The 12,248-nt window shown below is 37.9% G+C and carries 11 protein-coding genes; 6 read left to right on the top strand and 5 right to left on the bottom strand.

Features of this window, described 5'->3' with window-relative positions; translation table 11 throughout:
* Positions 1-19: 19 nt before the first annotated feature.
* Together R2Q70_RS14030 and R2Q70_RS14025 are read right to left on the bottom strand one after the other, a co-directional pair.
* Positions 20-562, bottom strand: a complete 543-nt coding sequence (locus tag R2Q70_RS14030) for a DUF5606 domain-containing protein (protein ID WP_316808196.1) — start codon at positions 560-562, stop codon at positions 20-22.
* 70 nt (positions 563-632) lie between these two features.
* A complete protein-coding gene (locus R2Q70_RS14025; RefSeq protein WP_316808195.1) occupies positions 633-1,091 on the bottom strand; it encodes a peptidylprolyl isomerase in 459 nt (152 codons plus the stop codon).
* A 773-nt stretch (positions 1,092-1,864) separates the two neighbouring features.
* Here R2Q70_RS14025 and R2Q70_RS14020 point away from each other — a divergent pair.
* Together R2Q70_RS14020 and R2Q70_RS14015 are read left to right on the top strand one after the other, a co-directional pair.
* The gene (locus tag R2Q70_RS14020; protein ID WP_316808194.1) at positions 1,865-3,046 is read left to right on the top strand and encodes an asparagine synthetase B; all 1,182 of its coding nucleotides are present in this window, start codon (positions 1,865-1,867) and stop codon (positions 3,044-3,046) included.
* 247 nt (positions 3,047-3,293) lie between these two features.
* Positions 3,294-4,001, top strand: coding sequence for a porin family protein (locus R2Q70_RS14015; RefSeq protein WP_316808193.1), 708 nt, complete (start codon positions 3,294-3,296; stop codon positions 3,999-4,001).
* A 69-nt stretch (positions 4,002-4,070) separates the two neighbouring features.
* On the opposite strand, the gene R2Q70_RS14010 is transcribed toward R2Q70_RS14015, so the two are convergent.
* Genes R2Q70_RS14010 through lpxK form a run of 3 tightly spaced genes read right to left on the bottom strand, consistent with a single transcriptional unit; the run spans position 4,071 to position 7,918 of the window.
* Positions 4,071-6,068, bottom strand: a complete 1,998-nt coding sequence (locus tag R2Q70_RS14010; protein WP_316808192.1) for a putative porin — start codon at positions 6,066-6,068, stop codon at positions 4,071-4,073.
* Position 6,069: 1 nt separating this feature from the next.
* Complete coding sequence (locus R2Q70_RS14005) at positions 6,070-6,885, bottom strand: purine-nucleoside phosphorylase (RefSeq protein WP_010601318.1); 816 nt, start codon at positions 6,883-6,885, stop codon at positions 6,070-6,072.
* Complete coding sequence (gene lpxK, locus R2Q70_RS14000) at positions 6,857-7,918, bottom strand: tetraacyldisaccharide 4'-kinase (RefSeq protein WP_316808191.1); 1,062 nt, start codon at positions 7,916-7,918, stop codon at positions 6,857-6,859. The genes R2Q70_RS14005 and lpxK overlap by 29 nt, the downstream gene beginning before the upstream one ends.
* A gap of 212 nt (positions 7,919-8,130) precedes the next feature.
* Between lpxK and R2Q70_RS13995 the strand changes: the two genes are divergently transcribed.
* The 4 genes from R2Q70_RS13995 (at position 8,131) to R2Q70_RS13980 (ending at position 12,247) form a co-directional block, all read left to right on the top strand.
* Positions 8,131-9,270 (top strand): sterol desaturase family protein, encoded by a 1,140-nt coding sequence (locus R2Q70_RS13995; RefSeq protein ID WP_316808190.1) that lies wholly within the window; start codon positions 8,131-8,133, stop codon positions 9,268-9,270.
* 81 nt (positions 9,271-9,351) lie between these two features.
* The gene (locus R2Q70_RS13990; RefSeq protein ID WP_316808189.1) at positions 9,352-10,488 is read left to right on the top strand and encodes an NAD(P)/FAD-dependent oxidoreductase; all 1,137 of its coding nucleotides are present in this window, start codon (positions 9,352-9,354) and stop codon (positions 10,486-10,488) included.
* Positions 10,485-11,195: a methyltransferase domain-containing protein gene (locus tag R2Q70_RS13985; protein WP_316808188.1), complete on the top strand. Its 711-nt coding sequence runs from the start codon at positions 10,485-10,487 to the stop codon at positions 11,193-11,195. Before R2Q70_RS13990 ends, R2Q70_RS13985 begins: the two co-directional genes overlap by 4 nt.
* A complete protein-coding gene (locus tag R2Q70_RS13980; RefSeq protein ID WP_316808187.1) occupies positions 11,195-12,247 on the top strand; it encodes a type III polyketide synthase in 1,053 nt (350 codons plus the stop codon). Before R2Q70_RS13985 ends, R2Q70_RS13980 begins: the two co-directional genes overlap by 1 nt.
* The last annotated feature ends 1 nt before the right edge of the window (position 12,248 follow it).

Genomic DNA, 12,248 nt, shown 5'->3' with positions numbered 1-12,248 from the left:
TTGAAATATGGTAAAAAGCTTAAACGCCTTTTTTACTTGTCATGTTTGCTTTTTTAGCAGGAGCTGAAGTTTTAGTTGTGGCTTTAGCACTTCCAGCTGCTTTTGTAGCTGTAGATTTTGTTTTCTTATCAGCAGCAACTTTTTCTTCTGCCAATTTAACCTCAGCCGGAGAACCTGGCGTTTCAGGAGTTTCTTCAGTAAATAAAGGCAAATCTTTTAACAGGTTATACCAGGTAACAATTTTCTTCATATCAGAAGCATACACTTTTTCCTGATCATGACCTGGCGCCACTTCTAAAAAAAACGGACGCAAATCACTTTTCAAATCTGGTGTAGATCCTTTTTCCGAAATTTTAGCAAAAATGTCTGCTAATTTAATTTCTTCCTCTTCACCATAAACCGTAATATCTTCTAACGAAGCCAGTTTAGTATTGGTGATATTGGCTACAACTTTGGTTTTTTGAGCATCTAAACCCTCCAAAATGTAACCTACTTTATTTTGTCCAACCAGTTTAAATAAACCTGGTCTGCCAGATACGGCAACAATTCCTCTTAAATTCATAATGTATTTGTTAAGCGGTTAGCGGTTGGAGTTAGCTTTAGTTCGCCTATCGCCAAACGCTCAACGCAATTTAACCTTCAATAATTTCAATTCCTAAAATTTTATCGCCCTGGCGGATATCATCCACAAGATCAACATTCTCAACTGCTTTACCAAAAACTGTGTGGTTACGATCTAAGTGAGCAGTATTAGTTCTGCTGTGACAGATAAAAAACTGAGAACCACCAGTGTTACGGCCTGCATGTGCCATTGATAAAACGCCACGATCGTGATATTGGTTTTCACCAGTTAACTCGCAGTCAATTTTGTAACCCGGACCACCAGTACCTGGCATTCCTGTTGCACCATCTTTTGAATTTGGGCAACCAGTTTGAACCATAAAATCAGGAATTACGCGGTGAAAAGTTACACCATCGTAGAAACCTTCGTTCGCTAATTTTTTAAAGTTTGCAACTGCTTTCGGAGCATCTTGTTCAAAGAACTCAACAGTCATATTACCTTTTTCGGTTTTTATTATTGCTTTACTCATATCAAATGTGGGTACTTATTTAATTTTTAATCACTTAAAAAACTTCATGTTTTAAAAGTAGAGGGCAAAAATAGCAAATTTGTATTAATACAACATCTTTTATATTTAGTAAATGATTGGTCATGTTATTCTTGGCGGCCTGCAGCCCCGCCATTCGCTATAGCCCCGATAGAAAAAATCGGGGGCTGCCGCTGCTGTCGGGTTTAAAAAACGTCTGCAGTAATTCTTAGATGGGTTTATTGTCCTCGCTCCTCCTTATCTACGAGAAAAGGTTTGGAGGCAATTATATTAACTAAACCATAAATGTTGTCAATCTGTGGGTTAGTTTAGTTCATAAAAGTCATTATGCATGACATTCGTAGGTAGTTGTCATCCTGAGGAACGAAGGATCTCTAGCCGATTAGCACCATCACTTACTATGCATCTTACTGTAAAAGGGGGGGGGTATTTGAAGGCAGTTGTTAATCGCTTGCAGATTCTTCACGATGTTCAGAATGACAAAACGTCAATTGCAGGGTAGTCGAAGAAAAATCAGTTGTCCTTCAACTATGCTCATGATAACCATTCGTTTTCATTTCAATTAAGTTATTTAGGATGATTTTGCCATCAACATTAGCCCTGTTAACCACATAAAACATTAAAATTTTCATTAACGTATTAAATAAGTTATTTTAGTGTTTTATCTCATGATGGTCCTTCAAAAAAAATATTTCATTTTGGTTGTTTGCTTGTTCGCGAGCATTTGCGCAAAAGCCTCTTCCCTATTAATTTACATGGATGAAGACCAGAAAAACCACCTCAAGGCTTATGGAATTGCTTATTGGACCATTAGCAAACAGGTAGAAGTAGATTGGTTATTAAATTACCGTGGTGGCAGCTTTTTAATCAAATACAATAAAACAGTCGAAGATGAACTGAAAATAAGAGGAGTTTCGTATGAAGTGATGGCTGACGGAAAAGTGGTGAGCTTACTTAATGAAATCAGTGATCCATCGGTGAATATGGAAATGGTAAAACTCGAGAAAACGCCTAAAATTGCCGTCTACTCACCTAAAAGCAAATTGCCCTGGGATGATGCCGTTACGCTGGTTTTAACTTATGCCGAAATTCCTTATGATGTGATTTATGATGATGACATTCTGCAGGATAAATTAACCAAATACGATTGGCTACACCTGCATCATGAAGATTTCACCGGACAGTATGGTCGTTTCTGGTCATCTTTTAGGTATGCTACCTGGTACCAGGAAGACGTGAAGAACCAGGAAACGCTTGCTAAAAGGCTTGGATTTAAGAAAGTTTCCGAAATGAAGTTATCAGTAGCCAAACACATTAAAGAGTATTGTGCTGGTGGTGGTTTTATGTTTGCCATGTGTTCTGGAACGGATAGTTTCGATATTGCTTTGGCAGCGGAAGGTGTTGATATCTGTGCGCAAATGTTTGATGGGGATGCTGCCGATCCTAATGCCCAATCAAAACTCGACTTTAATAAAAGCCTGGCTTTCCAGAACTTTAAATTGGATAACAACCCAATGAATTATGAGTTCTCAGACATCGACGCCACGCAAACCCGAAACCTCAACCAATCGAACGATTATTTTACCTTGTTCGATTTCTCAGCAAAATGGGATTTGGTACCCTCTATGCTTACCCAAAACCACGATAAGGTGATTAAAGGTTTCATGGGGCAAACAACTGCGTTCAAAAAAGCTGTGGTAAAACCGAGCGTTACTGTTTTAGGCGAAAATAAAGGGGCGGCAGAAGTGCGTTATCTACACGGTGAAATTGGTAAAGGCCAGTTTACTTTTTATGGCGGTCATGATCCTGAAGATTATCAACATGCGGTTGGTGATCCACCAACAGATTTAAACCTGCATCCAAATTCTGCAGGTTATAGATTAATACTAAACAATGTCTTGTTTCCGGCAGCAAAAAAGAAACCACAGAAAACGTAATCGTTACTATTATCTTTTAAGCAAACCTGTCGGCAAAAAGCGAATATTCCTGTTATCTATACAGCATCAAACCAATTTTCAAATTGTCTTTTGTTACAACCACAGGCTATCAAAAACATTAAAAACTCCCTGCAAACCAATACTTTAACTCACTTCTTTGTAACAGGCATGATACTTTGGCACAGCTTTTGGAAACAGGGCTTGTAATTAACATTAAACAAGATTCTTTACCTAAAGAAAAAATATCATGAAAAAATTATTATTCAGTGCCTCAATAGCATTATTAGCAACAGGCGCATTCGCACAATCAACAATGACTGGTTCTGACGCAAGATTTGGTTTGAAAGCAGGTGTTAACTTATCTAAATTCCGTGCAAGCGATTTTAACGGTAGCTCAGAATTTAACGATAATGTGCAAAACAACGTTGGATTTAACGTTACAGCATTTGCAGATTTTGGTGTAGGAAATAACTTCTTTATCCAGCCGGGTGTATCGCTTCAAAATAAGGGAGCTAAATTTGAGCAAACAACCACTGTTGCAGGCGTTACCAATACCACCTCAAGTAAAGCAAATTTGATGGCTATTGAAGTGCCAATTAATGCGGTATTCAGAATCCCTACAGGTGATGCTGGTGCCATCCAAATTTCAGCTGGTCCATATGTTGGATTCAACATTTCTGGAAAAAATAAGTACGAAACAGTAACTACTGGCGGTAACGCTGCAGGAACTGTTACAAATGAAGATGATTTAAAATTTGGTAGCAGCACAGATAAAGACTATAGCTCAACAGACTTTGGTGCTAACTTTGGTTTAGCGTATCGTACCAACTCTGGCTTTTTAGTAGGTGCAAATTATGGTTTGGGTTTATCTAACCTGGTACCAAAAGATTCAAGATCTGGTGACGGTAAATTAACTAACCGTGTGTTAGGTTTCTCTGTAGGTTATTCCTTCTAAGCAATACCATTAAGCAAAAAGCGTCTTGATTTTAAAATCAAGACGCTTTTTTTATGTCCAAAACATTTATTAATCGTAGAAATTCCAGCTTACTCCGAACTTTATTAAAGCATCCTGCATTGGGTAACGGTTTACGGTATAGTATCCCGGAGAAAATAATCCCTGGTTAACATAATCGTATTTGACAAATAAGTTAGCACGTTTTAGGTTCGCTTTAATGTAAACATCAACAACTGGTTCCGATTTATACATGCGGTCGCTGCCAATATAAAACTGTGCAGTTGCAGGTGAGTACGAATAATTAGAATACTCAGAATTGTACCTCACATCAAAACCGATATTCGCCTTCAGCACTTTGAAAAAGGTTTGATCCAGGTAAAAACTGTTGTAAGTATAAAATTCTGGCGTTCGTAAAATTGCGTTTTTATCTGTTTTCTGGTAAGCGATATAGTTTTCTAAAACAAACTTGCCAAAACGCCATTTTTTTGAGATATCCAAACGAATCAAACTAATATCACTGCTTTCCTGAACAGGCATAATTGCATTGGTACCATAACTGTAATCAGCCATAAAGTACAGGTAGTTACTGGTCAAAAAATATTTGGCTCCAGCGGTAAAACCATACTTATCATTTATAAAGTTAAAGGATAAGTTGTTGACTTTAGTTTTACTAAAACTCTGACGATCCCAACGATAATGGTTACCATGATAATAGTTAAATAAAGCGGCCGGACTTTGGTTTTGCGCATAAGCACCAAGTTCAATTCTACCTACTGACTTACTCAATAAGATTCTACTCTTCGCTTCATACAAATAATCTCCGGCATTTTCGCCCTGCAATATTTGTTGAACATCTAAATTTAAATCGATGTTACTGGTAAAACGGTAACCTGCAGCACCCAATACGGTGATGTTTTGATAGGTGAACTGGCTTTGTTCATATTGCGTTCCATCTTCTTTATTACCTAAAAATTTGTGCTGATAATAATCGTGGCGAATTCCCGCATCAACCTTTAACTCATTTTTAATAACAGTTGAATTTTTTGGCCGGAGAAAAAAACTATAAACAAATTCATTCTTTAAATGCTGAACGTGAGTTGAATCGTTGGTGAAAGTTGTACTGGCAAAACCTTCCGGCATTACACCATAAGTATCCTCCTCATTTTTCGCGAAGTCGTAACTATCATTATTATATTCAACGGTATACGTTACTTTATTTGTTGGCAAAACAGCACTGCTAAAATTGGCTGATGTATCAATCCGCCCTACATAATAAGTCTGTTTTAGGAAAACCGTATTTTTACGATACAAGTTGCGGGCAGTGGTTAACTTAACGGGTTCAGCTTCCCTTCTGATTTTATTGTACCCCGGCTCAAAAATATTCGAATCTAGAGTCGACCCATTTTCATATGCCCGCATGGTATTAAATATTGCCGATGCCCACATATTGTAACGTTTACTGGGAGATTGATACCAGGAGAAAACAGCAACATTTAAGTTATCGCCACGCTGCCTGCTGTAGAACCCTCTTGAATCGCCACGGTTAAAGTTGACACCAGCATTCCAGTTTTTCTTAATGTTTTGACTATGCGTTGCCTTAAATAACTGTTCTTTTTGTCCGGCACTAATCAGGTATAAGCTGGTATATGGTGCACGGGCCTGGTAATAGATAATATCTTCGGGAGTTAAGGCATAATAATCAAGCGAATGAAATCCAGCATCAAAACCAATTCTTTTGCTTGGTTCGAAAAGTAGTGGTCTTGCGGCCAAACCCATATTTCCATTATTGATGGTAGGGTGTTGCGGCTGTAACAGCGGACTATAATTCTGAATATTGGTTGTAGAGGTATCAAGCGGCAATAGAACAATACTATCTTTACTTAAAGCCAGTTTGGTAAAACGGATAAACTTTGCTGTATAAATGATTGTATCTTTTGCATCAAGTTTTTTCCTGATTGAATCTGCCTCCGACTTATCGTTTATGTTCGTTTTTAAATCCTGGGCAAAAGCCATTTGAGTACCCGAAAGCAATAAGATAAAGAAACAGATTTGAACAATGATACGCATCTTACAATTCGGCAATTAAGCGGGTTAAAATCTCCGTCATTTTAGGCTCAGCTTTCGCCGCAGCCTCCAAAATCTCGTCGAGATTAAATGGCTGTAAATCTTCGGGAAATCCTTCGTCAGTTAACACCGATATGGCGAAAACAGGTAATCCGGCATGGTTGGCCACAATCACTTCAGGAACAGTACTCATGCCAACAGCATCAGCACCAATCAATCTCAAATATTTATATTCTGCTTTGGTTTCTAAATTCGGACCAGAAACAGCTACATAAACGCCCTTGTGGCATTTAATATCAACAGTTTTGGCAATTTCTAATGCTTTTGCGATGATCGAACGCTGATATGGCTGGCTCATATCAGGAAAACGTGGGCCCAGTGAGCTTTCAATTAAACCACGTAAAGGATTGTCGGGCTGAAGATTAATATGATCTTCAATGATCATCAAATCGCCCTTTTTAAATTCAGGGTTTAAGGAACCCGCCGCATTGGAAACAATCAGGTTTTCGATGCCTAAGCCTTTCATTACCCGAACAGGAAAAGTAATTTGCTGCATGCTGTAACCTTCGTAATAATGCAAACGGCCTTGCATGGCTACAATCTTCTTCCCGTTTAAGGTTCCAAAAATTAATTTACCACTATGAAATTCTAATGTAGATATCGGGAAATTTGGAATATTGGAGTACATCAACTGATGCTCCACTTCAATTTCTTTAACAAGGCCACCCAATCCGGTCCCTAAAATAATGCCTATTTCTGGTTTAAAGTTTTCGGTTTTACGTTTTATATACTCAACGGTTTCTTCTATTGCTCTTAACATAGTTTAAAATAAGTTCATCAAAGGTAATCTTATCTTCTTCAAATAAATCAACCTCAATGGGTAAAAAATATACGGGTAAATTTACCAGTAAATCTTTAAATCCCGCAGCTTTTAAACGTTTGCTATCCTTTTCTGTTGTGATGATAATTTTTTCTTTTTTCTCACTAGCATCAAATGCCGACCTGAACTTTTTAATATCATCAGTTTTGAAGTTATAATGATCCGGAAATTTCTCATGTTTGATATGCTCCGAATACTTTCCAAGCTCTTCAATTAAAGGATCCGGATTGGCAATTCCGGTTAATAGGAAAATTTGATAGTCTTTTATCGACTCTAGTGGAAGGCTTTCTTCGCTATATAAATGCTGAAGATTGCCGTATTTCAAATAAGAGTGTAATACTTTTTGAGTGCTATTCGGCTGCAATTCATTGATTGATGCCTGCTGTGCAACATGTAATAATGGAACCGGCGACTTTGTAACCAGCAAAACATCCGCTCTTTTTCGCGAAGAGAAGACATCCCTTAAATTTCCTGCCGGGAGTAAAAATTGCAACGTTCCCAGTTTTCTAAATTCAAAGAGTAATATATTTAGTCCTGCGGTAACAGCACGATGCTGAAATGCATCATCTAAAATGATGAGATCATGATTTTCCTTCAGCTTCTCAATTCCAACCACCCGTTCTTCGCAAACCGCTACGGTAACATTCGTAAATTTTTGATAATATTGCAAAGGCTCATCGCCAATAGTTTCTGCGGTGGCGTTCTCGTCAGCAAGAATAAAACCTTTTGTTTTGCGCCCATATCCCCTACTTAAAATGGCAATTCTATATTCTGATAGAAGCCTTACTAAATATTCGGTTGTGGGTGTTTTTCCCGAACCACCTACAGCCAGATTACCCACACAAATTACTGGCAAATCAAATTTTACCGAACGCATAATTCCCCAATCGTAAAGCTTTTTACGAAGCGTAATGGCTAAACCATAAATAAAAGAAAAAGGGAGAAGTAAAAGGCGTAAATAGTTAACTAGCATACCGTGTTGTTTTCAAAAATAGGGATTATTTAAAATTTAAGCACTGCTTTTTTAGCAATGACTATTAAACCAACCCAAGTAAGCAAAAAAGGTTTGTCAGAATATTATTGAAATGCCAGCGTTAACTATATTTTATCACTATAATTTTTTGCATCAGTTCTGTACAAATACTTAAAATTCAGTATAATTGTTAATTAACAAAATTTAATTTAATGTCTCCAAATAAACGTTTAGTAGTCGGCCAAGGCCAAATTAGCGGCTACATCTCTATTTTTTTAGCAGTTTTAGCCCTCCTCGGAATTTTATGTTTCCATTATCCTGAAAAATTAACTACGCCTGAATTTCGTGAAATTTACACAAAAGATAGCATGGAGGCGTTGATGCGGGGCGGTGTAATTACCTCGTTTTTTTTCGCCGCTCTTAGTGTAATTTTAAGTAAAAAATTAAAATGGGGCTGGCCAGGTTTTGCATTGGCGGCGTTGGCAGTAATTTTAGGTGCCTTAAGTGTAGAAGGAAGAGATGTTGCAAAATCGAGCTGGCATTTCGGTTTAGACTGGATGATTCTGGATTTATTATTGATGGTTGCCATTTTTGTACCGTTGGAATTATTTTTCCCAAAGAACAATGAACAAACTAAATTCCATGAAGAATGGCGAACAGATTTAACCTACTTCGTGATTAGCCACTTATTTATCCAGTTTTTCGGAATTGTAACACAAAAGCCTGCTGTCTTATTTTTCGGCTGGATGGGCTTGGATAAACTACATACCTGGGTGCAGGGTTTACCCTTTATAGTAGCACTGTTTTTAGCATTCTTTACCACAGATTTATTTCAGTACTGGGCGCACCGCTTTTTTCATACGCGGGTATCCTTATGGCGTTTTCATTCTATACACCATTCTACCCAAAACATGGACTGGCTGGCCGGAAGCCGAACGCACTTCATTGATATATTTTTTACCCGGACAATGACATTTATTCCACTATATATTCTGGGTTTTTCATCGACGGTTTTTAATGTGTACATCATTTTCATTGCAATTCACGCCGTATTAATTCACGCGAATACGAGAATTAACTTTGGCCCGCTAAAGTATATTTTTACCACGCCGCAATATCATCACTGGCACCATTGCGAAGATCCAAAATATTATGGACACAACTTCGCATCGATATTTCCTTTTATTGATATGATGTTTGGCACTTATTATTTGCCAGGAAAAGAATGGCCCGCTGGTACCGGAGTGCACGAAGCCGAATATCCGAAAGGCTTTGTTAAACAAACCATTTATCCGTTTACCAAGAGTCCGTTTGATACCGATTTGAAAATGGAAGAGCGAAGTGACCGCTAGATTTTAATGCGTTTAAAACAATAATAATTTTTTGAACAAAGGATAGATATAATTGTTAAATCGTATATCTCTAATCCTTTTATGCCGCTTCAAGCAGAAATCTTAATTATTGGTGGTGGATTAGCTGGCTTAACTGCAGCGCTTCATCTCAATAAGTTAGGCTTTGAAGTTGCATTAATTGAGAAATCTGTCTATCCTCATCATAAAGTTTGCGGGGAATATATTTCTAACGAAGTTCTTCCCTATTTAAATTGGCTAGGTATAGATCTTCGAAATCTATTGCCTACGCAAATCAACAAATTACAATTTACATCAGCTTCTGGTAAACAAGTTAACACCAGTTTGCCGCTCGGTGGTTTTGGCATCAGCCGACATAGCATTGATAATTACCTGTACAAGCTGGCAATAAATAATGGCGTTAACGTAATACACCAAAAAGTAGATCAGGTAACCTTTAATGAAAACCACTTTCTGGTTGAAACGACATCTGGCACAAGTTTCGAAGCCCGCTACGTTTTAGGCGCTTACGGCAAACGTTCGGCTGTCGACATCAAACTGGAACGTAAATTCATTAATCAAAAATCTCCATATCTTGCCATCAAAGCGCATTATCGCTCAAATTTCCCCAATAATCTGGTAAGCCTGAATAGTTTTCCCGGAGGATATTGTGGCGTTTCAAAAGTAGAAAACGATGTGCTGAATGTATGTTATCTGGCAAGTTATGAAAGCTTTAAAAAACATAAGGATATTGAGGCTTATCAGGAAAACGTACTCTATCAAAATAAAAATTTAAAAGAAATTCTTCAGGAAGCAGAAATGATTTTTGATGCGCCACTAACAATTAGTCAGATTTCGTTCCAACAAAAAGAACCTGTACATCACCACATATTAATGCTTGGTGATACCGCCGGATTGATCCATCCGCTGTGCGGAAATGGCATGGCAATGGCCATTCACAGCGCAAAAATTGCAGCTGAGCTGCTGGCCAAACATCGGCTAAACACATCAGCCGATCGGTTTGAATTGGAAAAGAATTACACTTTAGCATGGAAACGATTATTTAGCAAAAGGTTGCAAGCTGGAAAAGTATTGGCTTCATTCCTAAAAAATAAAATCGTTGAAGATGTAGCCATAAATATTGCAGCGAAGTTTCCAGCTGTACTACAAAAAATGATAAAATATACGCACGGTAAGCCGATAACCATTTTGGATTTATGATTGTTGATACCAGATTTAGAAGCAATGCGCCAGAGCTGATGGATGATTTCGAAATGAAGGGCGAAACATTACGCGACGCATTAGACAAAATTGCAAACATAAACAAACTGCTCGGCGGAAACAAAGTTACCCTCGATGGCGTAAAAACATTATTAAAAGACAAACCAAAAACCCAATTGGTGCGTATAACTGATATAGGTTGTGGCAATGGTGATATGCTTAGAACTTTAGCTGAATATGCCCGAAAAAATAATTTGAACTTTAGTTTGACAGGAATTGATGCAAACCAGTTTACAATTGATCATGCAAAACATTTATCGGGCGCCTATTCCAACATCACTTACGAGTGCAAAGATATTTTCGATCATTCCGCTACTGAAGAATCTACTGATATTTATCTCTGTACTTTAACCTTGCATCATTTTACTGATGAAGAAATCATAAAACTGATGAATCGGCTGAAACAATCTGCTAGAATTGGAATTGTAATAAATGACTTACACCGTAGTGCTTTGGCGTACAAACTCTTCAAGGCCTTATGCTTTGTTTTTAGGTTAAATGACATGTCACGCGAAGATGGATTGGTCTCCATCCTCCGCGGATTTAAAAAGGCAGATCTTCTTGAATATGCCCGAAAGTTAAATTTAAAATCGAGTGCAGTTAAATGGAAGTGGGCTTTTAGATACCAATGGATAATTAAAACATAATGAGCGTAATTGTAAAAGCAGTGGCCAAGGCCTTACCCGAATTTTGGCGTGAAACAGCAGATATTATTCCTTTTTTAGATGGTTGGCTGAAAGATCAGGATGAGCGTTTTGTGAGAAAAGTTAAAAAGATTTTTGAAGGCGCTGCCGTTGATAAACGTTATTCTTTTATGTCTCCTGAAGAAGTTTTCAGCGACCTGAGCTTCGAAGCCAGAAATGACATTTATATTCGTGAGGGTATCAAATTAGGCGCAAAATGTTTGGAAAATGCACTCGAAAAAGCAAACTGGAAGCCACAAGATTTAGATTATATCATTACCGTGAGTTGCACAGGCATTATGATTCCATCTTTGGATGCCTATTTAATTAACAAGCTCAAACTTCGTCAGGATATTGTTCGGTTGCCCGTTACTGAAATGGGTTGTGCCGCTGGTGTTTCGGGGATGATTTATGCAAAGAACTTTTTAAAAGCAAATCCCGGCAAAAGGGCTGCCGTTGTATCCGTCGAATCGCCTTCTGCAACCTTCCAGCTAAATGATTTCTCGATGGCAAACATTGTTAGTGCCGCGATTTTTGGCGATGGTGCTGCATGTGTATTACTCAGTTCTAACCCCAATGACACAGGGCCAGAAATTATTGACGAAGAAATGTATCACTTTTATGATGCAGAGGAAATGATGGGCTTTAGGTTAACCAATACCGGACTGCAAATGGTTTTAGATGTGGAGGTTCCAAATACCATCGAATCGCATTTCCCACAAATTATTCATCCTTTTCTGGCAAAAAATAGTCTCGAAATTAAAGATGTTGATCATCTGATCTTCCATCCAGGTGGAAAGAAAATTATCCAACTCGTAGAGGAATTGTTTAGTAAATTAGGTAAAAACATAAACGAAACAAAGGCAGTTCTAAAGCAGTACGGCAATATGAGTAGTGCTACAGTTTTATATGTACTGGAAAATTATATGGATAAAAAGCCGGCGCCTGGAGAAAAGGGTTTAATGTTAAGTTTTGGTCCGGGTTTCTCAGCACAAAGAATCTTATTGCAATGGTAAT

It is taken from the genome of Pedobacter agri (assembly GCF_032678665.1).
Classification (GTDB): domain Bacteria; phylum Bacteroidota; class Bacteroidia; order Sphingobacteriales; family Sphingobacteriaceae; genus Pedobacter; species Pedobacter agri_A.
The sequence above is the reverse complement of the archived record's forward strand: the minus strand, read 5'-3'. Positions and strand labels throughout refer to the sequence as shown.

What these genes read in the sequence shown, in the direction of transcription:
- R2Q70_RS14030 (WP_316808196.1), bottom strand. Translation starts at nt 562, where the DNA reads ATGAATTTAAGAGGAATTGTTGCCGTATCTGGCAGACCAGGTTTATTT.
- R2Q70_RS14010 (WP_316808192.1), bottom strand. Translation starts at nt 6,068, where the DNA reads ATGCGTATCATTGTTCAAATCTGTTTCTTTATCTTATTGCTTTCGGGT.
- R2Q70_RS13980 (WP_316808187.1), top strand. Translation starts at nt 11,195, where the DNA reads ATGAGCGTAATTGTAAAAGCAGTGGCCAAGGCCTTACCCGAATTTTGG.
- R2Q70_RS13995 (WP_316808190.1), top strand. Translation starts at nt 8,131, where the DNA reads ATGTCTCCAAATAAACGTTTAGTAGTCGGCCAAGGCCAAATTAGCGGC.
- lpxK (WP_316808191.1), bottom strand. Translation starts at nt 7,918, where the DNA reads ATGCTAGTTAACTATTTACGCCTTTTACTTCTCCCTTTTTCTTTTATT.
- R2Q70_RS13990 (WP_316808189.1), top strand. Translation starts at nt 9,352, where the DNA reads ATGCCGCTTCAAGCAGAAATCTTAATTATTGGTGGTGGATTAGCTGGC.
- R2Q70_RS14025 (WP_316808195.1), bottom strand. Translation starts at nt 1,091, where the DNA reads ATGAGTAAAGCAATAATAAAAACCGAAAAAGGTAATATGACTGTTGAG.
- R2Q70_RS14005 (WP_010601318.1), bottom strand. Translation starts at nt 6,885, where the DNA reads ATGTTAAGAGCAATAGAAGAAACCGTTGAGTATATAAAACGTAAAACC.
- R2Q70_RS14015 (WP_316808193.1), top strand. Translation starts at nt 3,294, where the DNA reads ATGAAAAAATTATTATTCAGTGCCTCAATAGCATTATTAGCAACAGGC.
- R2Q70_RS14020 (WP_316808194.1), top strand. Translation starts at nt 1,865, where the DNA reads ATGGATGAAGACCAGAAAAACCACCTCAAGGCTTATGGAATTGCTTAT.
- R2Q70_RS13985 (WP_316808188.1), top strand. Translation starts at nt 10,485, where the DNA reads ATGATTGTTGATACCAGATTTAGAAGCAATGCGCCAGAGCTGATGGAT.